General features: G+C 38.9%; 25 protein-coding genes and 1 other annotated feature. Of the genes, 24 read left to right on the top strand and 1 reads right to left on the bottom strand.

All coding sequences use genetic code 11. The features are described from left to right. Nucleotides 1–3: 3 nt before the first annotated feature. From cysS to DCE79_RS17895, 21 genes are all read left to right on the top strand, one after another. Nucleotides 4–1407 carry a cysteine--tRNA ligase gene (cysS, locus tag DCE79_RS17995; RefSeq protein ID WP_108714314.1) on the top strand — a complete coding sequence of 468 codons (1404 nt, stop codon included), beginning with the start codon at nucleotides 4–6 and terminating at the stop codon, nucleotides 1405–1407. Beyond that, nucleotides 1408–1824 carry a Mini-ribonuclease 3 gene (locus DCE79_RS17990; protein WP_108714313.1) on the top strand — a complete coding sequence of 139 codons (417 nt, stop codon included), beginning with the start codon at nucleotides 1408–1410 and terminating at the stop codon, nucleotides 1822–1824. Between the two features lies 1 nt (nucleotide 1825). Beyond that, nucleotides 1826–2680 carry a 23S rRNA (guanosine(2251)-2'-O)-methyltransferase RlmB gene (gene rlmB, locus DCE79_RS17985; protein WP_108714312.1) on the top strand — a complete coding sequence of 285 codons (855 nt, stop codon included), beginning with the start codon at nucleotides 1826–1828 and terminating at the stop codon, nucleotides 2678–2680. A 4-nt stretch (nucleotides 2681–2684) separates the two neighbouring features. Then, entirely contained in the window at nucleotides 2685–3197 is a 513-nt protein-coding gene (locus DCE79_RS17980; RefSeq protein WP_108714311.1) for an NYN domain-containing protein, read from the top strand. Nucleotides 3198–3267: 70 nt separating this feature from the next. Next, on the top strand, nucleotides 3268–3915 hold the full coding sequence (gene sigH, locus DCE79_RS17975) for an RNA polymerase sporulation sigma factor SigH (RefSeq protein ID WP_108714310.1): 648 nt from the start codon (nucleotides 3268–3270) through the stop codon (nucleotides 3913–3915). Between the two features lie 78 nt (nucleotides 3916–3993). Then, nucleotides 3994–4140, top strand: a complete 147-nt coding sequence (rpmG, locus tag DCE79_RS17970) for a 50S ribosomal protein L33 (protein WP_108714309.1) — start codon at nucleotides 3994–3996, stop codon at nucleotides 4138–4140. 41 nt (nucleotides 4141–4181) lie between these two features. Then, on the top strand, nucleotides 4182–4367 hold the full coding sequence (gene secE / locus DCE79_RS17965; protein WP_108714308.1) for a preprotein translocase subunit SecE: 186 nt from the start codon (nucleotides 4182–4184) through the stop codon (nucleotides 4365–4367). Nucleotides 4368–4547: 180 nt separating this feature from the next. Continuing rightward, nucleotides 4548–5087 (top strand): transcription termination/antitermination protein NusG, encoded by a 540-nt coding sequence (gene nusG, locus DCE79_RS17960; RefSeq protein WP_108714307.1) that lies wholly within the window; start codon nucleotides 4548–4550, stop codon nucleotides 5085–5087. Between the two features lie 181 nt (nucleotides 5088–5268). Then, nucleotides 5269–5694: a 50S ribosomal protein L11 gene (rplK, locus tag DCE79_RS17955; RefSeq protein WP_042478596.1), complete on the top strand. Its 426-nt coding sequence runs from the start codon at nucleotides 5269–5271 to the stop codon at nucleotides 5692–5694. 133 nt (nucleotides 5695–5827) lie between these two features. Next, nucleotides 5828–6526 (top strand): 50S ribosomal protein L1, encoded by a 699-nt coding sequence (rplA, locus tag DCE79_RS17950; protein WP_108714305.1) that lies wholly within the window; start codon nucleotides 5828–5830, stop codon nucleotides 6524–6526. Nucleotides 6527–6600: 74 nt separating this feature from the next. Beyond that, nucleotides 6601–6744: a sequence feature (ribosomal protein L10 leader region), on the top strand. A gap of 32 nt (nucleotides 6745–6776) precedes the next feature. Beyond that, nucleotides 6777–7277: a 50S ribosomal protein L10 gene (gene rplJ / locus DCE79_RS17945; RefSeq protein ID WP_108714304.1), complete on the top strand. Its 501-nt coding sequence runs from the start codon at nucleotides 6777–6779 to the stop codon at nucleotides 7275–7277. 73 nt (nucleotides 7278–7350) lie between these two features. Further along, on the top strand, nucleotides 7351–7710 hold the full coding sequence (rplL, locus tag DCE79_RS17940; protein WP_108714303.1) for a 50S ribosomal protein L7/L12: 360 nt from the start codon (nucleotides 7351–7353) through the stop codon (nucleotides 7708–7710). Between the two features lie 115 nt (nucleotides 7711–7825). Continuing rightward, nucleotides 7826–8428, top strand: coding sequence for a class I SAM-dependent methyltransferase (locus DCE79_RS17935; RefSeq protein ID WP_108714302.1), 603 nt, complete (start codon nucleotides 7826–7828; stop codon nucleotides 8426–8428). A 249-nt stretch (nucleotides 8429–8677) separates the two neighbouring features. Next, the gene (gene rpoB / locus DCE79_RS17930) at nucleotides 8678–12244 is read left to right on the top strand and encodes a DNA-directed RNA polymerase subunit beta (protein ID WP_199912289.1); all 3567 of its coding nucleotides are present in this window, start codon (nucleotides 8678–8680) and stop codon (nucleotides 12242–12244) included. Nucleotides 12245–12405: 161 nt separating this feature from the next. Next, a complete protein-coding gene (gene rpoC / locus DCE79_RS17925; protein ID WP_108714300.1) occupies nucleotides 12406–16086 on the top strand; it encodes a DNA-directed RNA polymerase subunit beta' in 3681 nt (1226 codons plus the stop codon). 181 nt (nucleotides 16087–16267) lie between these two features. Then, nucleotides 16268–16519, top strand: a complete 252-nt coding sequence (locus DCE79_RS17920; RefSeq protein WP_108714299.1) for a ribosomal L7Ae/L30e/S12e/Gadd45 family protein — start codon at nucleotides 16268–16270, stop codon at nucleotides 16517–16519. Nucleotides 16520–16620: 101 nt separating this feature from the next. Next, the gene (rpsL, locus tag DCE79_RS17915) at nucleotides 16621–17040 is read left to right on the top strand and encodes a 30S ribosomal protein S12 (protein ID WP_108714298.1); all 420 of its coding nucleotides are present in this window, start codon (nucleotides 16621–16623) and stop codon (nucleotides 17038–17040) included. Between the two features lie 41 nt (nucleotides 17041–17081). Next, complete coding sequence (rpsG, locus tag DCE79_RS17910) at nucleotides 17082–17552, top strand: 30S ribosomal protein S7 (RefSeq protein ID WP_108714297.1); 471 nt, start codon at nucleotides 17082–17084, stop codon at nucleotides 17550–17552. A gap of 77 nt (nucleotides 17553–17629) precedes the next feature. Beyond that, entirely contained in the window at nucleotides 17630–19711 is a 2082-nt protein-coding gene (fusA, locus tag DCE79_RS17905) for an elongation factor G (protein WP_108714296.1), read from the top strand. 135 nt (nucleotides 19712–19846) lie between these two features. Continuing rightward, entirely contained in the window at nucleotides 19847–21034 is a 1188-nt protein-coding gene (gene tuf, locus DCE79_RS17900) for an elongation factor Tu (protein WP_108714295.1), read from the top strand. 181 nt (nucleotides 21035–21215) lie between these two features. Further along, nucleotides 21216–23393, top strand: coding sequence for a malate synthase G (locus DCE79_RS17895; RefSeq protein ID WP_108714294.1), 2178 nt, complete (start codon nucleotides 21216–21218; stop codon nucleotides 23391–23393). Between the two features lie 77 nt (nucleotides 23394–23470). Here DCE79_RS17895 and DCE79_RS17890 read toward each other — a convergent pair whose 3' ends face one another. Next, complete coding sequence (locus tag DCE79_RS17890; protein WP_108714293.1) at nucleotides 23471–24358, bottom strand: LysR family transcriptional regulator; 888 nt, start codon at nucleotides 24356–24358, stop codon at nucleotides 23471–23473. Nucleotides 24359–24459: 101 nt separating this feature from the next. Between DCE79_RS17890 and DCE79_RS17885 the strand changes: the two genes are divergently transcribed. The 3 genes from DCE79_RS17885 to DCE79_RS17875 all read left to right on the top strand — a co-directional run bounded on the left by DCE79_RS17885 (nucleotide 24460) and on the right by DCE79_RS17875 (nucleotide 26981). Continuing rightward, the gene (locus DCE79_RS17885) at nucleotides 24460–25140 is read left to right on the top strand and encodes a response regulator transcription factor (protein WP_108714292.1); all 681 of its coding nucleotides are present in this window, start codon (nucleotides 24460–24462) and stop codon (nucleotides 25138–25140) included. Further along, nucleotides 25137–26105 (top strand): sensor histidine kinase, encoded by a 969-nt coding sequence (locus tag DCE79_RS17880; RefSeq protein WP_108714291.1) that lies wholly within the window; start codon nucleotides 25137–25139, stop codon nucleotides 26103–26105. Before DCE79_RS17885 ends, DCE79_RS17880 begins: the two co-directional genes overlap by 4 nt. A 114-nt stretch (nucleotides 26106–26219) precedes the next feature. Then, the gene (locus tag DCE79_RS17875) at nucleotides 26220–26981 is read left to right on the top strand and encodes an ABC transporter ATP-binding protein (protein ID WP_108714290.1); all 762 of its coding nucleotides are present in this window, start codon (nucleotides 26220–26222) and stop codon (nucleotides 26979–26981) included. Nucleotides 26982–26997: the final 16 nt, after the last annotated feature.

The following is a 26997-nucleotide window of genomic DNA, read 5'->3' as shown; positions in this document are numbered from 1 at the left end:
ACAATGAGCATTCAAATTTTCAACTCATTATCGAGACAAAAAGAGCCCTTCGTTCCAATAGAAGAAGGAAAGGTGAAAATGTATGTATGTGGACCTACTGTTTACAATTACATTCATATTGGGAACTCACGCCCTGTTATCGTTTATGATACAGTACGCCGTTATTTACAATACGCGGGTTACGAAGTCAAATTCGTTTCGAACTTCACAGACGTAGATGATAAAATTATTAAAGCAGCAAATGAGTTAGGTGAAGAAACGTCGGCATTAACAGATCGTTTCATTGCAGCTTACTTTGAGGATATTACAGCTTTAGGATGCAAAAAAGCCGATGCACATCCACGCGTTACAGAACATATGGATGATATTATCGAATTTATTCAAGTGCTAATCGACAAAGGATATGCATATGAATCACAAGGCGATGTTTACTACCGTACACGTAAATTCAATGGATACGGCAAATTAAGTCATCAATCGATTGATGATTTAAAGGTAGGGGCACGTATTGAAGCGGGTGAGAAAAAAGAAGATCCGTTAGATTTCGCATTATGGAAAGCAGCAAAACCAGGTGAAGTAAAATGGGCTACTTCATGGGGAGAAGGGCGTCCAGGCTGGCATATTGAATGTTCAGTAATGGCACGTGAACATTTAGGGGATACAATTGATATTCACGCAGGCGGTCAAGATTTAACATTCCCTCACCATGAAAACGAAATTGCGCAATCTGAAGCACATAATGATAAAACATTCGCGCGTTATTGGATGCATAACGGGTATATCAATATCGACAACGAAAAAATGTCGAAATCACTAGGTAACTTTATTTTAGTGCATGATATTCGTCAGCAAATCGATCCGCAAGTATTACGCTTCTTCATGCTTTCTGTCCATTACCGTCATCCAATTAACTTTGCGCAAGATCTAGTAGAAGCAGCAAAAAATGGTCTAGACCGAATTCGTACTTCTTACGCCAATGTCGAACACCGTATCGTATCATCTGCTGGATTAGCTGAAGGTAGTGCAGAATGGTTAGAAAAAATTGCGCAAATCAAAGTTGATTTTGAAGAGGCGATGAATGACGACTTCAATACAGCGAATGCCATTTCAGCATTGTTTGAATTATCACGTATTGCAAATGTTTATTTAAACGAAGCAAATACGGACAAAGAAGTATTACAAGCCATTTTAAATACGTTTGATGTAATCGGAAATGTATTAGGGATTCAAGCGAAAGTCGAAGCTGGCTTACTTGATGAAGAGATTGAAGCGTTAATTGAAGAGCGAATTGCTGCACGCAAAAACCGTGATTTCGCACGTTCAGATGAAATTCGTGACCAGCTATTAAGCATGGATATCGTTTTAGAAGATACTCGTCAAGGAACACGTTGGAAACGAGGACAATAAATGCAAAATTTAACACCACATGATGTAATACAGATTAATGCATTAGCACTTGCCTATATGGGCGATGCGGTACTTGAGCAAAGAATTCGTGAACATTTAATTTTATCAGGAAGAGCGAAGCCGAATACACTTCATAAAGAAGCGACAAGCTACGTTTCAGCGAAGGCACAGTCGATGATTGTGCATCGCATGATGGATGAAAATTTTTTGACAGAGGAAGAACTTGCTACATTCCGCAGAGGTCGAAATGCGAAGTCAGGCTCAGTCCCTAAAAATACAGATGTACGCACGTATCGAAATAGTTCAGGTTTTGAGGCGGTGTTAGGTAGTCTCTTTTTAATCGGGGAACAAGGTCGTGCAGATGAAATAATTGACTACGCAATACAAATCGTAGAACAGTCAAAAGGAGTGTCATAAAATGGCCGAAAGAACACAACGCGATCGTAAACAACAAGGTCGAAAATTCCAAGAGCGTAAAACGCATGAAATAAAACCTCAGCCACAGGTGGAGCAAGTGGAACAATCAGAGGAAACTACGAATGAAATGATTGCTGGTAAAAATCCAGTATTAGAAGCATTACGTGCAGGACGAGAAATCAATAAACTTTGGATTGCAGAAGGTGTAAAAAAATCAGGGGTCCAAGAGTTAATTGATTTAGCTAAAGAGCGCGGGGTACTTGTTCAGTTCGTACCGAAGCAAAAAATTGATAAATTAGCTGATAATCACCAAGGAATTGTAGCAGCAGTAGCGGCTTATGATTATGCAGAGCTAGATGATTTATTTAATGTAGCACAAGCAAAAAATGAAGATCCGTTTTTTATTATTTTAGATGAATTAGAAGATCCACATAATTTAGGTTCAATTATGCGTACAGCAGATGCCATTGGTGTGCACGGCATTATTATTCCAAAGCGTCGCGCGGTTGGCTTAACGGCGGTTGTTGCAAAAGCATCAACAGGTGCCATTGAACACGTGCCAGTTGTACGTGTGACGAATTTAGCACAAACGGTTGATGAATTAAAAGAGCGTGGTGTATGGATTGCGGGGACGGATGCAAAAGGTTCTCAGGATTATCGCAAAATGGATGCAACATTACCGCTTGCATTAATTATTGGTAGTGAAGGTAAAGGGATGAGTCGTCTATTAAAAGATAAATGTGATTTCTTATATAACTTACCGATGATTGGTCATGTTACATCATTGAACGCTTCAGTAGCAGCAGCGTTACTAATGTACGAAGTGTACCGTAAACGCCAAGAAGCTAACGGATGAGGTTATGCAAAATATTTTGCTAGTAGACGGCTACAATATGATTGGTGCGTGGAGCGAGCTTCGTCCATTGCGCGAACCACATTTCGAGGATGCGCGAGATCGCTTAATCGAAAGAATGGCCGAATATAAAGCACATACAGGGTGGCGCGTCATTGTTGTTTTTGACGCGCATCTTGTGCCAGGTACAGAGCAACTTTATATTCAACATGCGGTGGAAGTTATTTATACACGCAAAAATGAAATAGCAGACGAACGTATTGAAAAATTATCGACCGAATTAAAGGGACGAAAGGTTCAAATTTATGTAGCTACTTCAGATATGACCGAGCAAAATGTTGTATTTGGTCATGGTGCATTGCGTAAATCAGCGCGCGAGCTTGAAATCGAAATGCAAATTATTCAATCAAAAATTTCCTCAAAAGTGAAAGAAGCAAAAGACGAAAAGCCTGCCTCAAGGATAAAGTTATCTAAAGAGGTGGAGTTGCAATTTGAAAAGTGGCGAAGAGGGCTCAAATAATAATTTGCCCGTTATTTCCAATTAAGTTATACTGTTCCTAATGATTCTGGCGTAGCTGAGGTGATTTTCATTGCTTAAAAGTGAGAAGATACAAGTCATACAGCAGTTTGAAAGTTTAACAGATGAAGAACTTGTGGAGCAAGTGCATCAAGGCAATGCGGATGCGTTGGATTTTTTGATTTCAAAATATCGACTCTTTGTTAAAGCAAAAGCGAGATCCTATTTTTTAATCGGTGCGGATAAAGAAGATATCATCCAAGAAGGCATGATTGGTTTGTATAAAGCCATACGTGATTTTAAAGAGGATAAGCTTGCTTCATTCCGTGCGTTTGCGGAATTATGTATTACAAGACAGATTATTACAGCCATTAAAACAGCAACACGTCAAAAGCACATCCCACTTAATTCGTATGTTTCGTTAGATAAACCAATTTATGATGAAGAATCGGAACGTACGCTCATGGATGTCATTACAAGTCCGGTCTCAGATGATCCGGAATATTTGATGATTAATCGTGAAGACTACATCCATCTTGAAAAAAAGATGGGGGAAGTGTTGAGTGAGCTAGAACAACAGGTATTAATTCGCTATTTAGAAGGACAATCCTATAACGAAATTTCAAAAGAACTCAATCGTCACGTGAAATCAATAGACAATGCTTTGCAGCGTGTAAAGCGAAAATTAGAGCGTCACATTGAATTAAAAGAAATGACGTAAACACTGTTACCCTTTATTGACAGTAAGAAAATTAGGTGTTAGTCTTGAAATGATAAAGTGCCGAAAAGGTGATAATCAATGGCTAAAAAAGTCGTTTTAAGTTGCGAAAAATGCGGTTCAAGAAACTATAATGTCCCTCAAAAACAAGGTACAACAGAACGTCTTGAATTAAAGAAATTTTGTTCGCATTGCAATGAACATACAATGCATAAACAAACGTTATAAATGAAACATAGATAAACATGTTGTACGGAGGTTAGGTAAAGATGAGTAAAGTATCAAACTTTTTACATGAAGTCGGCTCGGAAATGCGTAAAACAAGTTGGCCAAAAAGTAAAGAGCTAACGAAGTATACGGTAGTAGTTGTTTCAACAGTTATCGTGATGGCGTTATTCTTTACAGTAGTAGATTTAGGAGTATCAGAATTATTCCGCTGGTTCTTGTCTTTATAAGTTGTATCATGTTAATATTTCGAAATAGCCCGTCCATGCCATATAACGGGTTTTTTCATTTGTTTTAAAATTTATAGTTTGTTCGCTTGAAGAAATAGATGCAATAATTTTTGTGAATAGGGAATAAAAAACCTAACACAATCAATGTAAAGGAGGGACGGACGATTTAGTCCTACCTATATGGAAAAAAATTGGTATGTAGTTCATACGTATTCAGGTTACGAAAACCGAGTGAAAGCAAATCTTGAAAAACGCGTTGAGACAATGGGGATGCAAGATAAAATTTTCCGTGTTATCGTTGCAGAACATGAAGAAATCGATGTAAAAGAAGACGGTAAGAAAAAAGTGGTAATGCGTAAAGTATTCCCAGGTTACGTTTTAGTCGAATTAATTATGACAGACGATGCTTGGTATGTTGTACGTAATACACCAGGTGTTACTGGATTCCTCGGTTCTTCAGGCGGTGGCGTAAAACCAACACCATTATTAGCAGAAGAAGCAGATCGTTTATTAGAACAAATGGGTATGAACGAACAGCAACTTGGTGAAGTAGAAATTTCAGTTGGAGAAGTTGTAGAAGTGTTAGAAGGACCTTTTGCACATTTCCAAGGTCGCGTAGAAGAAATCGATATCGACAATGCAAAATTAAAAGTTCTTGTTGATATGTTCGGTCGCGAAACTGTTATGGAGCTTGATTTTGCTCAAGTTCAAAAAATATAGAATTATTTTTACTTGATTAAGCAATTTAAAAATGTTATCATTTCAAAGGTCAGACTGTCATCAGTTTGATTCGACAGATGACACTATTTAGTTTTAATGTTATCGGCTTAGCTGACGAACAGATATTTGAGTGGGAGGGGCAACCCTATTACCACATCACGGACTTAAGGAGGTGTGTCTCGTGGCTAAAAAAGTTATTAAAGTTGTAAAACTTCAAATCCCTGCTGGTAAAGCAAACCCAGCGCCACCAGTTGGTCCTGCATTAGGTCAAGCAGGTGTTAATATCATGGGATTCTGTAAAGAATTTAACGCGCGTACTGCTGATCAAGCTGGTCTTATTATTCCGGTTGAAATTTCAGTATTCGAAGACCGTTCATTCACTTTCATTACTAAAACTCCACCTGCAGCAGTATTACTTAAAGTAGCAGCTGGTATCCAATCTGGATCTGGTGAACCAAACCGTAAGAAAGTTGCAACGGTTAAACGTGATAAAGTTCGCGAAATCGCTGAACAAAAAATGCCAGACCTTAACGCTGCTTCAGTTGAAGCTGCTATGTTAATGGTCGAAGGTACTGCACGAAGCATGGGTATTGTTATCGAAGACTAATAACCATCTTCACACTTGATGATGTTTTTGTTTTTGGAAGGTTGCTGCACTCGGATACTTAGTTTGATGAGTGCGCAACCTTTATTCGTGGGAGGTCAAATCCGTTAATACCACAATCAAGGAGGAAATTAAAATGGCTAAAAAAGGTAAAAAAATGCAAGATGCAGTTAAATTAATCGATCGCTCAGCTCTATATTCTGTAGAAGAAGCAGTAGCTTTAGCACAAAAAACATCTACAGTTAACTTTGATGCAACTGTAGAAGTAGCATTCAAATTAAGCATTGATACTCGTAAAAATGACCAACAAATCCGTGGTGCAGTAGTATTACCACACGGTACTGGTAAAACTCAACGTGTATTAGTTTTCGCTAAAGGCGATAAAATTAAAGAAGCAGAAGCTGCTGGTGCTGATTATGTAGGCGATGCAGAATATATCCAAAAAATCCAACAAGGTTGGTTTGATTTCGATGTAATCGTTGCAACTCCAGACATGATGGGTGAAGTTGGTAAACTTGGTCGTGTATTAGGACCTAAAGGTTTAATGCCAAACCCTAAAACTGGTACAGTTACTTTCGACGTAACTAAAGCTATCGAAGAAATTAAAGCTGGTAAAGTAGAATACCGTGCTGAAAAGTCTGGTATCATCCACGCTCCAATCGGTAAAGTTTCTTTCGATACAGCAAAATTAGCAGAAAACTTCTTAGCTGTATTTGAAGTAATTCAAAAAGCTAAACCGGCTTCATCAAAAGGTATTTACATGAAGTCTGTAAATATTACAACTACAATGGGCCCAGCTGTTAAAGTTGACGCTGCTAACGTATCAGTTAAATAATTAATTCCGGTTTTAAAACCGTTAAATTAAATTAGTTGACAACACACCGCTTACTTGGTAAGATGGATGCTGTTGTGAATCATCCATTTGTACCGTAGACAGTAGGAGTGACTTGTCACTTAATGATCCTACCGAGGACATCGGAATTCGGATTCTTTTTAAGATGATGACTTTCAGCCTCTATGTCTAGTAGACTTAGAGGCTTTTCTTTTGTCGGTATAAATGACTCATTCTAATAGGAGGTGTCATCATGAACAAAGCAATCGAAACAAAATCAGTAAAAGTTCAAGAAATCGTTGCTAAATTCGAAGCTGCTGCTTCAGTTGTAGTAGTTGACTACCGTGGTTTAACAGTTGCTCAAGTAACTGAATTACGTAAACAATTACGTGAAGCTGGCGTTGAGTTCAAAGTTTACAAAAATACTTTAACTCGTCGTGCTGCTGAATCTGTAGGTTTTGAAGGTATCAATGAATTTTTAACTGGTCCAAATGCTATCGCATTCTCTAACGAGGACGTAGTAGCTCCAGCTAAAATTATCAACGACTTCGCTAAGAAAAACGAAGCTCTTGAAATCAAAGCTGGTATTATCGAAGGTACAATCGCATCTGTTGAAGATGTTAAAGCACTTGCAGAACTTCCATCTCGCGAAGGTCTATTATCAATGCTTTTATCTGTACTTCAAGCTCCAGTGCGCAACTTCGCACTTGCAACAAAAGCTGTTGCAGAGCAAAAAGAAGAACAAGGCGCGTAATTTTCGCATCTTAACTTCATCAATCAGGCAATTTGCCTAAAAAAAATAAAACATTCCATAGGAGGAAATTAAAATGAATAAAGAGCAAATCTTAGAAGCTATCAAAGCTATGACAGTTCTAGAATTAAACGATTTAGTAAAAGCAATCGAAGACGAATTCGGTGTAACAGCTGCTGCTCCAGTAGCGGTAGTTGCTGGCGGTGCTGCTGCAGCTGAAGAAAAAACTGAATTTGATGTAATCTTAACTTCTGCTGGTCAAGAAAAAATCAAAGTAATCAAAGCGGTTCGTGAAATCACTGGATTAGGTTTAAAAGAAGCTAAAGAGGTTGTTGACAACGCTCCTAAAGCTCTTAAAGAAGGCGTTTCTAAAGATGATGCAGAAGCATTCAAAGCTAAACTTGAAGAAGTTGGCGCTTCAGTAGAAGTTAAATAATTTTAGTTTAACTTTGCCAGCTAAGCATCATGCTTAGCTTTATAAGGAAAGCTCGTCACAAATTTTGCGGCGAGCTTTTCTTTATTTAAAATTTTTTAGGAGGCGTGTCTGTCGCATGTCTGAACATTATTACTCAAATAAGCCTCAAGCAGAAAGTAAACCGCGCCAATGGAAATTTACTTTATTAGGGAATACATTTACGTTTGAAACGGATGCAGGTGTATTTAGTAAAAGCGAAGTAGATTTTGGTTCCCGTGTGTTAATTGATGCTTTTGAAATGCCTGAAGTAGAAGGTGTTTTACTAGATGTAGGTTGTGGGTACGGACCAATCGGCTTGTCGATTGCGAAGGATAATCCAGAGCGCGAAGTGTTAATGATGGATATTAATACGCGTGCGATTGCTTTGTCACAAAAGAACGCACAACTAAACGGGGTTCAAAATGTACGTATTTTTGAAAGTGATGGATTAAGCGCTGTAGAAGTTGGTACGAAAGCTGCTGCTATTTTGACGAATCCACCAATTCGTGCTGGGAAAGATACGATTTTCAGATTTTACGACGGTGCATATGATTTGTTAGTTGAAAATGGCGAGTTGTGGGTAGTTATACAGAAGAAACAAGGTGCACCATCAACAATGAGTCATTTAGAAGCAATGTTTTCGGAAGTTGATGTTGTTGAGAAGAAAAAAGGGTATTGGATCATACGTGCAAAAAAATAAGTAAGATTCGCTCGGAATATTGACTTGACAAATTGACTATGATAACATAATAAAATGCAAAATTATTATTTTGAAGAAGTATGCCCATTTGCATGACTAATTTAATTTTACGGGTATGCTAACTAGAAATAAATTTAGTTAAGTTTAACCGAAAATGAGTTCTTAAGAAAGACTCGTTTTCTTTTTGTCTTTCGAAATCATACACTATTTGTAGGGTTTTGCAAAGACCTATTATCGCTTTATTGAGGGGTGAATGAGTTGACAGGTCAACTAGTTCAGTACGGACAACACCGCCAGCGTAGAAGCTTTGCGCGTATTAGCGAGGTGCTGGAACTTCCGAATTTAATCGAAATCCAAACAGCATCTTATGAGTGGTTCCTTGAAGAAGGGTTGCGCGAGATGTTCCACGACATTTCTCCAATCGAAGACTTTACAGGTAATCTTTCATTAGAATTCGTCGACTATGCCTTAGGAGATCCTAAGTATGATGTTGATGAATGCAAAGAACGCGACGTAACTTACGCTGCACCATTACGTGTAAAAGTACGTTTACACAACAAAGAAACAAACGAAGTAAAAGAGCAAGACGTCTTTATGGGTGATTTCCCATTAATGACGGAAACAGGCACGTTTATTATTAACGGTGCTGAGCGCGTTATCGTTTCTCAGTTAGTTCGTTCTCCAAGTGTATACTTCCACGAAAAAACGGATAAAAACGGTAAAAAAGGCTTTGGCGCAACAGTTATTCCTAACCGTGGTGCATGGCTTGAATATGAAACAGATGCAAAAGATGTCGTTTACGTACGTATCGACCGCACGCGTAAATTACCAGTAACGGTTCTTTTACGTGCATTAGGTTTCGGTTCAGACCAAGAAATTTTAGATATCATTGGCGACAATGAATATTTACGTAAAACGCTTGAAAAAGATAACACAGAAAGCACTGATAAAGCGCTTCTTGAAATCTATGAGCGTCTACGCCCAGGTGAACCACCAACAGTTGAATCAGCGAAGAACTTATTATATTCTCGCTTCTTTGACGCAAAACGCTATGATTTAGCGAATGTTGGTCGTTACAAAATGAACAAAAAGCTTCACATCAAAAATCGTTTATTCAACCAAACGATTGCTGAAACAATTGTTAATCCTGAAACAGGAGAAATCGTTGTAGAAGCAGGTACATTATTAGATCGTCGTAACTTAGATAAGTTAATTCCTGTCTTAGAACAAGGTGCAGGCTTCCGTAAGTTACAACAAGTTGGTGGCGTATTAGAAGACGAAATCACAATTCAATCGATTAAAATCTTTGCACCAAATGATGAAGCTCAAAAAGAAATCAATGTTATTTCAAATGCTTACATTGATGAAGAAGTGAAAAACATTACACCAGCTGACGTGTTAGCTTCTGTATCGTACTTCTTCAACTTACTTTACGATGTAGGTAACACGGATGATATTGACCATTTAGGTAACCGTCGTTTACGTTCTGTTGGTGAGTTATTACAAAACCAATTCCGTATCGGTTTATCTCGTATGGAACGTGTTGTACGTGAACGTATGTCTATCAATGACACAGCGTCAATCGTACCTCAACAATTAATCAATATTCGTCCAGTTATTGCATCTATTAAAGAATTCTTTGGTAGTTCTCAATTATCTCAATTCATGGACCAAACAAACCCATTAGCAGAATTAACGCACAAACGTCGTCTATCTGCATTAGGGCCTGGTGGTTTGACTCGTGAGCGCGCAGGTATGGAAGTACGTGACGTCCACTACTCTCACTATGGTCGTATGTGTCCAATCGAGACACCAGAGGGACCAAACATTGGTCTGATTAACTCTTTATCTTCATTTGCAAAAGTGAACAAATTCGGTTTCATTGAAACACCATATCGTCGTGTTGATCCAGAAACTGGTGTAATAACAGCTGACATTCATTACTTAACTGCTGATGAAGAAGACAACTATGTAGTAGCGCAAGCGAACTCAGAACTAACTTCAGAGCGTACATTCGCTAAGGAAGAGGTTGTAGGACGTTTCCGTGGTGATAACACTGTATTTAGCAGAGAGCGTATCGACTACATGGACGTATCGCCTAAACAAGTAGTATCTGCAGCGACAGCATGTATCCCGTTCTTAGAAAACGATGACTCTAACCGTGCCCTAATGGGAGCGAACATGCAACGTCAAGCAGTTCCATTACTATATCCAAACGCACCGTTTGTAGGTACTGGTATGGAACATGTAGATGCCCGTGATTCAGGTGCTGCAGTAGTAGCGAAATATGATGGTATCGTTGAGCATGTGGAAGCACGTTCAATTCGTGTACGTCGTATTGAAACTATTGATGGTAAAGAAGTTAAGGGTGACTTAACGAATTATAAATTACAAAAATTCATTCGTTCTAACCAAGGTACTTCATATAACCAACGTCCAATCGTAAAAATTGGCGACCGTGTAAAACCTCGTGATATTTTAGCTGATGGTCCTTCGATGGAGCGTGGCGAATTAGCACTTGGTCAAAACGTACTTGTTGCGTTCATGACATGGGACGGCTATAACTACGAGGATGCTGTAATTATGAGTGAACGCCTTGTAAAAGACGATGTATATACATCTGTTCATATTGAAGAATATGAATCAGAGTCTCGTGATACTAAGCTTGGACCTGAAGAAATCACTCGTGACATTCCAAACGTAGGTGAAGATGCACTTCGTAACCTAGACGATCGCGGAATTATCCGTATCGGTGCGGAAGTACGTGACGGAGATATTTTAGTAGGTAAAGTTACGCCTAAAGGGGTTACTGAGTTAACTGCTGAGGAACGTTTATTACATGCTATCTTCGGTGAAAAAGCACGCGAAGTACGTGACACGTCATTACGTGTACCACACGGCGCTGGCGGTATCATCTTAGATGTAAAAGTATTCAACCGTGAAGACGGTGACGAATTACCACCAGGTGTTAACCAGTTAGTTCGTGCTTATATTGTTCAAAAACGTAAAATTCGCGTTGGGGACAAAATGGCCGGACGTCACGGTAACAAAGGGGTAATCTCACGTATCTTACCAGAAGAAGATATGCCATTCATGCCAGACGGCACACCGGTAGATATCATGCTTAACCCACTTGGGGTACCTTCTCGTATGAACATCGGACAAGTTTTAGAGCTTCACTTAGGTATGGCTGCACGTTATTTAGGCGTACACATGGCTACACCAGTATTTGATGGCGCGAACGAAAATGATGTTTGGGAAACAATGGAAGAAGCTGGTATGAACCGTGATGGTAAAACAATTCTTTATGATGGACGCTCAGGTGAAGCATTTGATAGCCGTGTTTCTGTAGGTGTCATGTATATGATTAAACTTGCCCACATGGTTGATGATAAACTTCACGCACGTTCAACAGGTCCTTACTCATTAGTAACGCAACAACCGCTTGGTGGTAAAGCACAATTCGGTGGACAACGTTTCGGTGAGATGGAAGTATGGGCACTTGAAGCATACGGTGCTGCTTACACGTTACAAGAGATTTTAACTGTAAAATCAGATGACGTTGTAGGTCGTGTGAAAACATATGAAGCAATCGTAAAAGGTGAAAGTGTACCAGAACCAGGTGTACCAGAATCATTTAAAGTACTAATTAAAGAACTTCAATCATTAGGTATGGATGTTAAGATGCTAACTATCAACGACGAGGAAGTAGAACTTCGCGACCTTGACGATGAAGAAGAAGTAACAGCACCAGCTCCTGAAACGGATGCAAAACCTTCTGGTGATAAAGAAGACCCAGTAGAATCATTTGAATAATTTCAAATTGAATCGGGCAGGTATATGCCCTGCCCGATTCTTCTTTCTATAAATAACGATTTATAAAGCAAATTTCATTATGGCCTAGTATGAAATTTTGCTATTGCTGAGCTACAAAGTAAAGTCGCTTAAGGACTTATAACTAAAGGGAGGTAGGCTCCTTGATAGATGTTAATGAATTTGAATATATGAAAATTGGTTTAGCTTCTCCAGACAAGATTCGTTCTTGGTCATACGGCGAAGTAAAAAAACCAGAAACAATTAATTACCGTACATTAAAACCAGAAAAAGATGGTCTATTCTGTGAACGTATTTTCGGACCAACAAAAGACTGGGAATGTCACTGTGGTAAATACAAACGTGTACGTTATAAAGGTGTCGTTTGTGACCGTTGTGGTGTAGAAGTTACACGCTCAAAAGTACGTCGTGAACGTCAAGGACACATCGAGCTTGCAGCACCTGTATCACATATTTGGTACTTTAAAGGTATTCCAAGCCGTATGGGTCTAATTTTAGACATGTCTCCACGTGCATTAGAAGAAGTAATTTACTTCGCTTCTTATGTAGTAGTTGATCCAGGTCAAACTTCTTTAGGTTTCAAAGATCTTCTTTCAGAAAAAGAATATCGCGCTTATCGTGAAAAATACGGTAACGGATTTGAAGCTGCAATGGGTGCAGAAGCAATCAAAAGTCTTTTAGAAAAAATCAATCTAGAAGAAGAAACGCACACATTAAAAGAAGAATTAAAATCTGCACAAGGTCAACGCCGCACACGTGCGATTAAACGTTTAGAAGTAGTAGAATCATTCCGTAACTCAGGTAACAAACCAGAGTGGATGATTTTAGATGTACTGCCAGTAATTCCACCGGAGCTTCGTCCAATGGTGCAATTAGATGGTGGTCGTTTTGCGACTTCAGACTTAAATGACCTATACCGTCGTGTTATCAACCGTAACAACCGTTTAAAACGTTTACTTGACCTTGGTGCACCGAGCATCATCGTTCAAAACGAAAAACGTATGTTACAAGAAGCGGTTGATGCATTAATCGATAATGGTCGTCGTGGCCGTCCTGTAACAGGTCCTGGTAACCGTCCGTTAAAATCTCTTTCACACATGTTGAAAGGTAAACAAGGTCGTTTCCGTCAAAACTTACTTGGTAAACGTGTAGATTATTCTGGTCGTTCGGTTATCGTCGTAGGTCCAAACTTAAAAATGTATCAATGTGGTCTTCCAAAAGAAATGGCAATCGAACTATTTAAACCTTTCGTAATGAAAGAATTAGTAGAACGTGGCCTTGCTCATAACATTAAGAGTGCAAAACGTAAAATTGAACGTATGCACAATGAAGTTTGGGATGTATTAGAAGACGTAATTCGTGAGCATCCGGTATTACTTAACCGTGCACCGACGCTTCACCGTCTTGGTATCCAAGCATTCGAACCTACATTAGTAGAAGGTCGTGCAATTCGTCTTCATCCATTAGTATGTACAGCTTATAACGCTGACTTTGATGGTGACCAAATGGCAGTTCACGTTCCATTATCAGCAGAAGCGCAAGCTGAAGCTCGCCTACTTATGTTAGCAGCACAAAACATCCTGAACCCGAAAGATGGTAAACCAGTAGTAACTCCATCTCAAGATATGGTATTAGGTAACTATTACTTAACTCTTGAACGTGAAGGCGTACGTGGTGAAGGTTCTATCTTTAATGACTCAGACGAAGTGTTAGTTGCATACCAAAATGGTCATGTTCACTTACACACTCGTATTGCGATTAAAGCTTCTTCATTAAATAAAAAATCATTTACTGAAGAACAAAACAAAATGTTCCTATTAACAACAGCTGGTAAAGTAATTTTCAATGAAATCTTACCAAGCTCATTCCCTTACATTAATGAGCCAACAACGTTTAACTTAGAACAAAAAACACCTGAGAAATACTTCGTAAACTTAACAATTGACGAAGAATTACGAAAAGAAATCGAAGCTACAGAAGGCTATGCTGAATTATCAGAAGCTGAACAAGTGGAAGCACAACGTCGTGCTGTATTAACGAAGCACTTCACGAATGCGCCGGTAGTAGATCCTTTCCGTAAAAAATTCTTAGGAAATATCATTGCAGAAGTATTTAAAGAGTTCCACATTACGGAAACTTCTAAAATGCTTGACCGTATGAAAAACTTAGGTTTCAAATATTCTACTCGTGCAGGTATTACTGTAGGTGTTTCTGATATCGTAGTATTACCAGATAAAGGCGTTATCTTAGAAGAAGCACAAAATAAAGTAGATAAAGTAATGGTTCAATTCCGTCGTGGTTTAATCACAGAAGAAGAACGTTACAACCGTGTTATTAACGTATGGACTGCTGCCAAGGATGAAATCCAAGGCAAACTGATGAAATCATTGAAGAAAACAAACCCAATCTTCATGATGTCTGACTCTGGTGCCCGTGGTAACGCATCTAACTTTACACAGTTAGCTGGTATGCGTGGTCTGATGGCCAACCCAGCTGGTCGTATCATCGAGTTACCAATCAAGTCTTCATTCCGTGAAGGTTTAACAGTATTAGAGTACTTCATCTCTACACATGGTGCGCGTAAAGGTCTTGCCGATACAGCACTTAAAACGGCCGATTCAGGTTACTTAACTCGTCGTTTAGTAGACGTAGCACAAGATGTTATCGTTCGTGAAGACGACTGTGGCACTGACCGCGGTTTATTAATCGGTTCATTAATGGAAGGCAACGAATTAATCGAAGCGTTAGACGAACGTATTGTTGGTCGTTACGTGAAGAAAACAGTTCGTCACCCAGAAACTGGAGCGGTTATTGTAGAACGTGATGGTTTAGTTACACAAGATGTTGCGCGTCTAATTGCAGAAGCAGGCATTGAAGAAATAACAATCCGTTCAGCATTCACATGTAATACAAAACATGGTGTATGTAAAAAATGTTATGGTATGAACTTAGCTACAGGTGATGAGGTAGAAGTTGGTGAAGCAGTAGGTATTATTGCTGCACAATCTATCGGTGAACCAGGTACACAGTTAACAATGCGTACATTCCATACAGGTGGGGTAGCAGGTAACGATATTACACAAGGTCTTCCACGTATTCAAGAGATTTTCGAAGCACGTAACCCGAAAGGTCAAGCAGTGATCTCTGAAATTTCAGGTAACGTAATCGAAATCGAAGAAATTCGTGAAGGTCTAAAAGAAGTTACAATTCAAGGTGACGTGGAAACTCGTAAATACCAAGCACCATACAATGCACGCTTAAAAGTAGTTGAAGGCGATGCAATTGTAGCAGGTCAAACATTATCTGAAGGTTCGATCGATCCTAAACAATTATTAAAAGTTAAAGACGTATCGACAGTTCAAGAATATTTATTAAAAGAAGTACAAAAAGTATACCGTATGCAAGGGGTAGAAATTGGGGATAAACACATCGAAGTAATGGTTCGCCAAATGCTTCGTAAAGTTCGTGTAATCGAAGCTGGTGATACTGAATTATTACCAGGTTCATTATTAGATATTCACCAATTCTCTGAGGCAAACAAAGAAGCTGTTCTTAGTGGTAAAACACCAGCAACTTGTCGCCCAGTAATCCTTGGTATTACAAAAGCTTCTCTTGAAACTGAATCATTCTTATCTGCTGCATCATTCCAAGAAACAACTCGTGTGTTAACGGATGCTGCAATTAAAGGTAAACGTGATGAACTTCTAGGTCTGAAAGAAAACGTAATTATTGGTAAACTAGTTCCAGCAGGTACTGGTATGCAACGTTACCGTCAAATCCGTATGGACCAAGATAAAAAAGAAGAAGTAACTACAGCTGAATAATAAAGTCATTCAATAATAAGAATTCCGGTGGAGAGTATTCTCTACCGGAGTTTTTCTAAGAATTTCACTTTAAAAAAATCAACCAGCATTCTTTCGTAAGATATTGGTTGACAGTGTAACTTTAGAATGATAATATATTGAAGGTTGATAGTTAACTGTCTGTACTTAGGAGGATATGAAAATGTCTTACGATCAAGTAAAACAGGCTAGTCAAACAATCATAGGTATAAAGCAAGCAGTGAAAGCAATGCATGCTGGACAAGTAACCGCTCTTTTTGTCGCAATTGATGCTGACAATTGGGTAACCGATCCGGCCATTCTTCTCGCGAAAGAAATTGGTGTACCAGTTTATCACGTCGATTCTAAGAAAGAACTTGGTAAAGCTTGCGGCATTCATGTTGGAGCTGCGGTAGTTGCGATTACTGCGATGTAGTTTTTGTGTAAAAATACACAAAGACTTTGTTTTTACCCAAAAAATGAACCACCTGGATGTGTGGTATTGAAACAAGGAAAAAATGAAGGGAGGACATATCGATGCCTACAATTAATCAATTAGTACGTAAGCCTCGTCAATCTAAAATCACGAAATCAAAATCTCCAGCGTTAAACAAAGGATATAACTCATTTAAGAAATCTTTAACTGACGTTAAATCTCCACAAAAACGCGGAGTTTGTACTCGTGTTGGTACGATGACGCCACGTAAACCAAACTCAGCTTTACGTAAATATGCTCGTGTACGCTTAACTAACCAACTTGAGGTTACTGCGTATATCCCAGGTGAAGGTCACAACTTACAAGAACATAGTGTTGTTCTTATCCGTGGCGGACGCGTAAAAGACTTAGCGGGTGTTCGTTACCATATCGTACGTGGTGCTCTTGATACAGCTGGTGTAACTGGCCGTTTACAATCACGTTCTAAATACGGAACAAAACGCCCTAAAGAAAAAAAATAATTTAAATATAAATAGACCACTATTTGAAAGGAGGAAAACACATGCCTCGTAAAGGTCCTGTTTCCAAACGTGACGTGTTACCAGATCCAATTTATAATTCGAAACTAGTAACTCGTTTAATTAACAAAATGATGATTGATGGTAAAAGAGGTACTTCTCAAAAGATTTTATACGGAGCTTTCGAATTAGTTCAAGAGCGTTCTGGCCAAAATCCTATCGAAGTATTTGAAGCTGCATTAAACAACATTATGCCAGTATTAGAAGTACGTGCTCGCCGTGTTGGTGGTTCTAACTACCAAGTACCGGTTGAAGTTCGTCCTGAACGCCGTACAACTTTAGGTTTACGTTACCTAGTTAACTATTCTCGTCTTCGTGGTGAAAAAACTATGGAAGAACGCTTAGCTAACGAAATCTTAGATGCATCTAACAACACTGGTGCTTCAGTTAAGAAACGTGAAGATATGCACAAAATGGCAGAAGCGAACAAAGCATTCGCTCACTATCGTTGGTAATTTGATCTATGCTCTAGCTTGCTAGAGCTTAGATTTTTACTTATATAGTTAACCCAATATGGAAGGAGAAATTTCCTATGAAACGCGAATTCTCTCTAGAGAATACACGTAATATTGGGATCATGGCTCACATTGATGCTGGTAAAACAACAACAACTGAGCGTATCCTTTATTACACTGGTAAGATCCACAAAATCGGTGAAACTCATGAAGGCGCTTCTCAAATGGACTGGATGGAGCAAGAACAAGAACGTGGTATCACGATCACTTCTGCTGCAACTACAGCTCAATGGGATGGTCACCGAATCAACATCATCGATACACCTGGACACGTAGACTTCACTGTAGAAGTAGAACGTTCATTACGTGTACTTGATGGAGCTGTAACAGTATTAGATGCTCAATCTGGTGTTGAGCCTCAAACTGAAACAGTATGGCGTCAAGCTACTACTTACGGAGTTCCACGTATCGTATTCATCAACAAGATGGATAAAATGGGTGCGGACTTCTTATATTCTGTAGGAACTTTACACGATCGCTTACAAGCTAACGCTCACCCAATTCAATTACCAATTGGTGCTGAAGACGATTTCTCAGCAATCATTGACTTAGTTGAAATGGATGTAACATACTATGATAACGAAGAAGGTACTGCTGTACGTGCTGGTGAGCCAATTCCTGAGTCTCACAAAGCACAAGCAGAAGAATACCGTGAAAAATTAATCGAAGCTATCGCTGACGTTAATGAAGATATCATGGAAAAATACTTTGCAGGTGAAGAAATTACTAATGAAGAGCTTAAAGCGGCTATCCGTAAAGCTACAATCGCAGTAGAATTCTACCCTGTATTATGTGGTACTGCATTTAAACACAAAGGTGTTCGTAAAATGTTAGATGCTGCAGTTGCTTACTTACCAGCTCCAACAGACGTTCCTTCTATTAATGGTACTGATGTTGATGGCGATGAGGAAATCATCCGTCATTCTTCTGATGAAGAGCCGTTCTCAGCTCTTGCATTCAAAGTAATGACTGACCCATTCGTAGGTAAATTAACATTCTTCCGTGTGTATTCAGGTACATTAGAATCTGGTTCATACGTACAAAACTCTTCTAAAGGTAAACGTGAACGTGTAGGTCGTATCCTACAAATGCACGCTAACTCTCGTGAAGAGATTCCTAAAGTATTTGCTGGGGATATTGCAGCAGCTGTAGGTCTTAAAGATACTACTACTGGTGATACTCTATGTGACGAGAAAAACCTTGTTATCTTAGAATCAATGGATTTCCCAGAACCAGTAATCTCTCTTTCTGTAGAACCAAAATCTAAAGCAGACCAAGATAAAATGGGTCAAGCTTTACAAAAACTACAAGAAGAAGATCCAACTTTCCGTGCTCACACAGACACAGAAACTGGACAAACAATCATCTCTGGTATGGGTGAGTTACACTTAGACATCCTAGTTGACCGTATGAAACGTGAATTTAAAGTAGAAGCAAACGTTGGTGCTCCAATGGTATCTTACCGTGAAACATTCCGTGGCTCTGCAAAAGTTCAAGGTAAATTCACTCGTCAATCTGGTGGTCGCGGTCAATACGGTGACGTAACGATCGAGTTCTCTCCAAACGAAGAGGGTAAAGGTTTCGAATTCGAAAACGCTATCGTTGGTGGTGTTGTACCTCGTGAATACATTCCTGCTGTAGAAGCTGGTTTACGTGATTCTTTAGATCGCGGTGTAGTAGCTGGTTACCCACTTATCGACATTAAAGCAAAATTAGTATTCGGTTCTTACCATGACGTTGACTCAAATGAGATGGCGTTTAAAATTGCTGCATCTATGGCATTAAAAGAAGCTGCGAAACGTTGTAACGCAGTTATTTTAGAACCAATGATGAAAGTAGACGTTGTAATTCCAGAAGAATATCTTGGTGATATCATGGGTAACATTACTGCTCGTCGCGGTCGCGTAGAGGGTATGGAAGCTCGCGGTAACTCTCAAGTGGTACGTTCTATGGTTCCACTATCTGAAATGTTCGGATATGCAACTACTCTACGTTCTGCAACTCAAGGTCGCGGTGTATTCTCAATGACATTTGATCATTATGAAGAAGTTCCAAAATCAATTGCAGAAGACATCATCAAAAAAAATAAAGGTGAATAATTGAAATTTCACCTTGCATCAAGTATAAATAATTTGTAAGCTATGATTGCAGGACTACAGATGGGCCCATTTGTAGTCAGCAATTTTAGTATAAATTTTAAAAATAAAACATAATCCCTGAGGAGGCATTTTCTAATGGCTAAAGAAAAATTTGACCGTTCTAAAACGCATGCTAACATTGGTACAATCGGACACGTTGACCATGGTAAAACAACTTTAACTGCTGCAATCGCAACAGTATTATCAAAAGCAATGGGTGGCGAAGCTAAATCTTACGCTGACATTGACAACGCTCCAGAAGAAAAAGAACGTGGTATTACAATCAATACTTCTCACGTTGAATATGAAACAGCAACTCGTCACTATGCACACGTTGACTGCCCTGGACACGCCGATTATGTTAAAAACATGATCACTGGTGCTGCTCAAATGGACGGCGGTATCTTAGTAGTATCTGCTGCTGATGGCCCAATGCCACAAACTCGTGAGCATATCTTACTTTCTAAACAAGTAGGTGTTCCTTACTTAGTAGTATTCATGAACAAATGTGATATGGTTGATGACGAAGAATTATTAGAATTAGTAGAAATGGAAATCCGTGACTTACTAACTGAATATGACTTCCCAGGCGACGACCTACCAGTAATCAAAGGTTCAGCTCTTAAAGCATTAGAAGGCGAACCAGAATGGGAAGCTAAAGTTATCGAATTAATGGACGCTGTAGATTCTTACATCCCAACTCCAGAACGTCAAACTGACAAACCATTCATGATGCCAGTAGAGGATGTATTCTCTATCACTGGTCGTGGTACAGTAGCAACTGGCCGTGTTGAACGTGGTCAAGTTAAAGTTGGGGACGTAGTAGAAATCGTTGGTATCAGCGAAGAAGCTAAACAAACAACTGTAACTGGTGTTGAAATGTTCCGTAAATTATTAGACTATGCTGAAGCTGGTGACAACATCGGTGCATTACTACGTGGTGTTGCTCGTGAAGATATCCAACGTGGTCAAGTATTAGCTAAACCAGGTACAATCACTCCACACACAAACTTCAAAGCTGAAGTTTATGTATTATCAAAAGAAGAGGGTGGACGTCATACTCCATTCTTCTCTAACTACCGTCCTCAGTTCTACTTCCGTACAACTGATGTAACAGGTATCTGTATGTTACCAGAAGGCGTAGAAATGGTTATGCCTGGCGATAACATCGAAATGACTGTTGAATTAATCGCTCCAATCGCTATCGAAGAAGGTACTAAGTTCTCTATCCGTGAGGGTGGACGTACTGTTGGTGCTGGCGTAGTAGCAACTATCCAAAAATAATTTTAGCTTATAGCTAATGTTTTATTCACCTCGTAGGGACGCTTGCGGGGTGTTTTTTTGCGTTCTATTATAGTTAAAAGGCATAATGTTTATTCGATATATGTATTATATTTATAGTACCTCCTTCAAGTATAATCTTCCTTAAGAACAGGGGATTTGTTCACTTAAAGGGGGATTTTTTATGACGAATTACATGCAAGTTGGAAATTTACAAGTTGCTGAGCAGTTAGCAGATTTTATTAATAATCATGTATTACCTGACAGTGGTGTAGAGCAGGAATCTTTTTGGGTAGGTTTTGATCAGTTAGTTCATGATTTGGCACCGAAAAATAAAGCCTTACTTGCTCACCGTGATACGTTGCAACTAGCAATTCATAATTGGCATAAAGAAAATAAGGGGAATTATGAATTTGCGAGTTATAAATCGTTTTTAGAGGAAATCGGATATTTAGAGCCAAAAGTAGAAGCTTTTCAAGTGGAAACTGAAAATGTTGATGAGGAAGTTGCGTTCCAAGCAGGACCTCAATTAGTAGTGCCAGTGAGTAATGCACGCTATGCAATTAATGCTGCAAATGCACGTTGGGGAAGCTTATATGATGCACTTTATGGAACAGATGTAATTAGTGACGAAAATGGTGCAGAAGCAGGAAAAGGGTATAATCCATTGCGTGGAAGTAAAGTTATCGACTACTCAAAAAATTTCTTGGATCAAGCAATACCCTTAAATGGTGCTTCGCATAAAGAAGTAACACAATACACAGTAGTGGAAGGTTCTTTACAAGTGATATTAGCGAATGGTGAAATGACAAAGCTTGTGAAAGTAGATAAATTTGTTGGCTACCAAGGAACTTCAGAGGCTCCTTCAGCATTATTATTAAAAAACAATGACATTCATATTGAAATTCAGATTGATCGCAATCATCCAATTGGAAAAGATGATGCTGCAGGTGTTAAAGATGTGTATTTAGAGTCAGCAATTACGACGATAATGGACTGTGAAGATTCTGTAGCAGCTGTTGATGCAGAAGATAAAGTAGAAGTTTACTCAAATTGGTTAGGGTTGATGAAAGGTAATTTAGTCGCGACGTTTGAAAAAGGGTCAAAAATGATGACGCGTACATTAAATCCAGATCGTATTTATACAGGTGCTAAAGGTGAGACTGTTACATTAAACGGACGTTCACTCATGTTCATTCGTAATGTGGGACACTTAATGACGAATCCCGCTATTTTAGATAAGGATGGGAACGAAATTCCTGAAGGGATCTTGGATGGTGTTGTGACGAGCTTAATTGCAAAGCATGAAATTTTAGGGAATAGCCACTTTAAAAATTCACAAAAAGGCTCGGTTTATATCGTTAAACCGAAAATGCATGGTTCTAAAGAAGTAGCCTTTGCAAATGAGTTGTTTGAGCGTGTGGAAGAGTTGATTGGCTTAGAGCGCTATACTTTAAAAATTGGGGTTATGGATGAAGAACGTCGTACTTCGCTTAACTTAAAAGCATGTATTCAGGAAGTAAAAAATCGTATTGTATTTATAAACACAGGTTTCTTAGATCGTACGGGTGATGAAATTCATACGTCGATGGAAGCGGGGCCAATGATTCGAAAAGGTGAAATGAAAACATCTACTTGGTTAACGGCGTATGAAAAATCAAATGTAGTAGTAGGTTTAGCAGCTGGATTACAAGGACGCGCACAAATCGGTAAAGGGATGTGGGCAATGCCAGATTTAATGGCTGAAATGCTCAAGCAAAAGGTTGGCCATCCAAAAGCTGGTGCCAATACGGCTTGGGTACCATCTCCAACAGCTGCGACGCTACATGCAATGCATTATCATGAAGTAAATGTCAAAGAGATTCAACAGGGCATTTCAAGCTCTGAAGATTTAACGGATGCCATTTTAGAATTACCTGTCGCACAAAATGCAGATTGGACTCCAAAGGAAATTCAAAATGAATTGGATAACAATGCGCAAGGTATTCTAGGTTATGTTGTGCGCTGGGTAGAACACGGGGTAGGCTGTTCGAAAGTGCCTGATATTAATAATATCGGCTTAATGGAGGATCGTGCGACATTGCGTATTTCTAGTCAACATGTAGCAAACTGGTTACATCATGGTATTTGTACAAAAGAACAAGTACAAGAGACGATGGAACGTATGGCGAAAGTTGTAGATAGTCAAAATGCGGATGATCCAGAATATAGTCCAATGACTGCGAATTTTGAGGAATCTGTTGCCTTCCAAGCGGCATGTGATCTAGTTTTCAAAGGTTACGAGCAGCCAAGTGGTTATACAGAGCCGATTTTACACAAAAAACGTTTAGAAGTGAAAGCTAAGCAAAAAGTAAACGCATAATTAAAACGCCTTGTCAGTATAAAAGCTGGCTAGGCGTTTTTTTAGTTCAGTACTAAAAGTAAGGGAATGCGCTCTTCTTATTGTAAAACAAACTGATGTGCAAGTTGAATGAACTCCCGCACTGAGTAAGGTAAGTATTTATTTTTCTTCCATGTAATACCAAGTTCTAAATGAATTTCTTCCTCTGTGAATGGAATGCACTTAATAGATTCATACGGGATTTTTTCAGCAATTTTTTGCGGTAGCAACGCGATTCCGAGTTTTGCCTGTACCATTTCGATGAATAAATCTTTCTGCGTTGTTTCGCAGGCAATGGTTGGATAAAAATTATGCTTTTTACATTCCTCAATAATGCGATCAAACAAAATAAAGTCTTTGCGGTATATGATGAATGCTTCATTTGCTAAATCGCCCATTGAAATGGTTTGCTTTTGAGCAAGTGGATGGCTCTCATGCACAATTAGCTGCAATGGGTCTTTTAAAAAGCGTATTGTTTCTAAATTTTCATTAGTCGATGTCACACTGCAAACAAGGCCAATATCGAGTTCGCCTGTTTCGATTTCTTCACGAATTCGCTTTGTGCCGACTTCTGTTAATAATATTTCGATATATGGATTGTGCTCTTTATAGACACTAATAAGTCTCGAAAAAAATTCAGCACCGACAATTGGTGGAATACCGATGCGGATTTGTCCCTTTTTTAGTTGCATTAAATCAGTTAATTCAGAGCGTAAGTTTTGGAATGATTCGAGTACTTGCATTGAATTAATGAGTACAGCTTGGCCTGCATCAGTTAGCTCAAGCTGTTTTGATGAACGGTAAAATAAGGGTACACCGAGTTCAGCTTCGAAATTTTGAATCGCTTTACTAATCGATGGCTGTGAAACATGTAAAGTAGTGGCAGCCTTTGTGAAACTCAGTTGTTTTGCAACTTCTACAAAATACTCTATTTGACGAATGTCCATATCTTCACCCCGCTACTTTAATTGCTTTGATTATAGCAAAGTTTATACAGCTTAGAATATAGTGTATTTTGTATAATAGTGAGTAAGGAGTGTGAGCGTGTATGAAAGTACTGTTAATAGAAGATGATACATCGATTTTTTCACTAATAAAAGAGCGTTTTCAACAGTGGAGTATTGAAGTAGTAGGGCCAGAAAATTTTCAACATGTATTAGCATCATTTGAAAGGGAAGAGCCCCAACTGGTGTTGATTGATATTCAGTTACCAGCTTTCGATGGTTTTCATTGGTGTCGTGAAATTCGTGCGAAATCGAATGTTCCAATACTATTTTTATCGTCGCGTGACCACCCAATGGATATGGTGATGGCGATGCAAATGGGAGCTGATGATTTTGTACAAAAGCCATTTCATATGGAAGTGTTAATCGCGAAAGTGCAAGCTATGTTACGTCGAACGTATGATTATCAAGAATCGGTCCAAAGCGATTACGAAACCTGGTGCGGTGCAGAAATAAACTATGACCGAGCCGTTGTACAATTCAATGATGTGCAAGTTGAATTAACCAAAAATGAGTTATTTATTTTGAAAGTGCTTGTAAAGACGAAGGGACAAATTGTGTCGCGTGACGAATTGATGCGTAAGCTTTGGGACGATGAACGCTTCGTGAATGATAATACACTAACTGTGAATGTCAATCGTTTGCGTCAACGCTTAGAGGATATTGGTTTAGTCGATGTTATTGTGACCAAAAAAAGGCTCGGTTATATGGCGGTGAGCGAATGATTTGCTTATTTTTGAAGCAGTACAGAAGTTGGTTGTTTTTTTTAATCACCTTGCAGCTACTTATGAACTTAATCGTATATGTAGATAAAGGCTTTCAAGTCGTTTCGCTACTTTATATGAACTGTGTATGGGTTGTCGCAATGAGTCTATTTTTACTATGGCGGTATCTAAAAGATGCGAAGATGATGAATATTTATGTACTAGAAGAAGAAAATTATGTGCAGGCGGTGCAAGCTGATTATGAACAACGACTTTCTTCTAATACAGAAGAGTTACAACAACAGAAGCTAATGTTACTTGAGCGTCAAGATGAGCTATTAGCGTGGGTGCATGAGATGAAGTCACCTATGACTGCACTACAGCTATTAACTGAGCAAATTGAAGATGGCGATATGAAGGAACGTTTTGAAGCAGAATGGCTCCGTTTATATTTACTACTTGATCAGCAGCTTCATGCAACACGTCTTATGACCATTGCGCAAGATAATCGAATGGAACAAGTAGCGTTAAAAAAAGTGCTTGTTCAGGAAATTAAAGCATTACGTAGCTGGTGCTTTGATAAAAAACTTTCGATTGAACTTGATAATGTCGATAGGATTGTCATCACGGATCGTAAATGGCTAGCGTTTATCGTACGTCAAGTGCTATCAAATGCGGTGAAGTATAGTGCTGTTGAAGGTGAGATAAAGTTATTTACGCAGTTTGACAATGATCAGCTAGTACTCGTCATAGAAGATAACGGCGTAGGGATTAAAAAAGAAGATTTACCGCGTGTGTTTCGCAAATCGTATACGGGTACGATCGGCCGTGAAACTAGCGCAGCGACAGGTATGGGGCTCTATTTAGCAAAGCAAGCTGCAGATTCTCTTAATATTAAGCTTATTATTGAATCGACGGAAACTATTGGAACGAATGTTAAAGTGCTATTCCCAAAATCAAATCAATATTATCAAACGCTCGCGTAAGTGACAACATCGTCACTTTGCGGGCGTTTTTTGTCATGTAAATCAAACGATTTTGTTGTTAATAGTGGGTACAATAAAGAGAACAAAAGAGATAATTAGAGAGGCTGATTGGAAATGAGTATTTTAACCGCACGTAAAGTGAAAAAAATATATGGAAAACGAGCACTTGCACAGGAAGTGTTAAAGGGCGTTGATTTAGAAGTAGAAAAGGGCGAATTCGTAGGCATTATGGGTCCTTCAGGTTCTGGGAAAACAACATTACTAAATGTGTTATGTTCTATTGATCAAGTAACAGATGGTCTTGTTGAAATTAATGGGCAAAAATTACAAGGCATGAAGGAACGAGCACTCGCAAAATTTCGACGTGACGAACTGGGGTTTATCTTTCAAGACTATAATTTATTAGACACATTAACAGTGAAGGAAAATATTTTATTGCCACTTTCATTAAGTACGATTCCAAAAGCAGCAGCGGAGAAGCGTTTGCAGGAGCTTGTAAAAGTTCTGGGTATTTACGATATTTTAGCGAAATATCCAAATGAAATTTCAGGTGGACAAAAGCAGCGTACGTCTGCAGCTCGTGCACTCATTTCGAATCCATCACTCGTATTTGCTGATGAGCCAACAGGAGCACTGGATTCAAAAGCAGCAACCGCTTTGCTAAATAATTTATCGGAAATAAATGAAGAAAAGAAAGTAACGATAATGATGGTGACGCATGATGCAGTAGCGGCAAGCTTCTGTTCACGTGTACTGTTTTTAAAGGATGGGCAAATTTATACTGAGCTTTATAAAGGTGATAAGTCGCGTACGGATTTCTTCCAACAAATTTTAAGTACGCAAAGTGTTTTAGGCGGTGAGCAAGGTGAAGCTTAGTCAGCTCGTGTTTAAA

This window comes from Lysinibacillus sp. 2017, from assembly GCF_003073375.1.
GTDB lineage: Bacteria > Bacillota > Bacilli > Bacillales_A > Planococcaceae > Solibacillus.
This window is presented reverse-complemented; position numbering and strand designations above follow the sequence as displayed.

Coding starts and splice junctions, on each gene's coding strand:
- cysS (WP_108714314.1), top strand. CDS start 4: ATGAGCATTCAAATTTTCAACTCATTATCGAGACAAAAAGAGCCCTTC.
- DCE79_RS17990 (WP_108714313.1), top strand. CDS start 1,408: ATGCAAAATTTAACACCACATGATGTAATACAGATTAATGCATTAGCA.
- rlmB (WP_108714312.1), top strand. CDS start 1,826: ATGGCCGAAAGAACACAACGCGATCGTAAACAACAAGGTCGAAAATTC.
- DCE79_RS17980 (WP_108714311.1), top strand. CDS start 2,685: ATGCAAAATATTTTGCTAGTAGACGGCTACAATATGATTGGTGCGTGG.
- rpmG (WP_108714309.1), top strand. CDS start 3,994: ATGGCTAAAAAAGTCGTTTTAAGTTGCGAAAAATGCGGTTCAAGAAAC.
- secE (WP_108714308.1), top strand. CDS start 4,182: ATGAGTAAAGTATCAAACTTTTTACATGAAGTCGGCTCGGAAATGCGT.
- nusG (WP_108714307.1), top strand. CDS start 4,548: ATGGAAAAAAATTGGTATGTAGTTCATACGTATTCAGGTTACGAAAAC.
- rplA (WP_108714305.1), top strand. CDS start 5,828: ATGGCTAAAAAAGGTAAAAAAATGCAAGATGCAGTTAAATTAATCGAT.
- rplJ (WP_108714304.1), top strand. CDS start 6,777: ATGAACAAAGCAATCGAAACAAAATCAGTAAAAGTTCAAGAAATCGTT.
- rplL (WP_108714303.1), top strand. CDS start 7,351: ATGAATAAAGAGCAAATCTTAGAAGCTATCAAAGCTATGACAGTTCTA.
- DCE79_RS17935 (WP_108714302.1), top strand. CDS start 7,826: ATGTCTGAACATTATTACTCAAATAAGCCTCAAGCAGAAAGTAAACCG.
- DCE79_RS17920 (WP_108714299.1), top strand. CDS start 16,268: ATGTCTTACGATCAAGTAAAACAGGCTAGTCAAACAATCATAGGTATA.
- rpsL (WP_108714298.1), top strand. CDS start 16,621: ATGCCTACAATTAATCAATTAGTACGTAAGCCTCGTCAATCTAAAATC.
- rpsG (WP_108714297.1), top strand. CDS start 17,082: ATGCCTCGTAAAGGTCCTGTTTCCAAACGTGACGTGTTACCAGATCCA.
- fusA (WP_108714296.1), top strand. CDS start 17,630: ATGAAACGCGAATTCTCTCTAGAGAATACACGTAATATTGGGATCATG.
- tuf (WP_108714295.1), top strand. CDS start 19,847: ATGGCTAAAGAAAAATTTGACCGTTCTAAAACGCATGCTAACATTGGT.
- DCE79_RS17895 (WP_108714294.1), top strand. CDS start 21,216: ATGACGAATTACATGCAAGTTGGAAATTTACAAGTTGCTGAGCAGTTA.
- DCE79_RS17890 (WP_108714293.1), bottom strand. CDS start 24,358: ATGGACATTCGTCAAATAGAGTATTTTGTAGAAGTTGCAAAACAACTG.
- DCE79_RS17885 (WP_108714292.1), top strand. CDS start 24,460: ATGAAAGTACTGTTAATAGAAGATGATACATCGATTTTTTCACTAATA.
- DCE79_RS17880 (WP_108714291.1), top strand. CDS start 25,137: ATGATTTGCTTATTTTTGAAGCAGTACAGAAGTTGGTTGTTTTTTTTA.
- DCE79_RS17875 (WP_108714290.1), top strand. CDS start 26,220: ATGAGTATTTTAACCGCACGTAAAGTGAAAAAAATATATGGAAAACGA.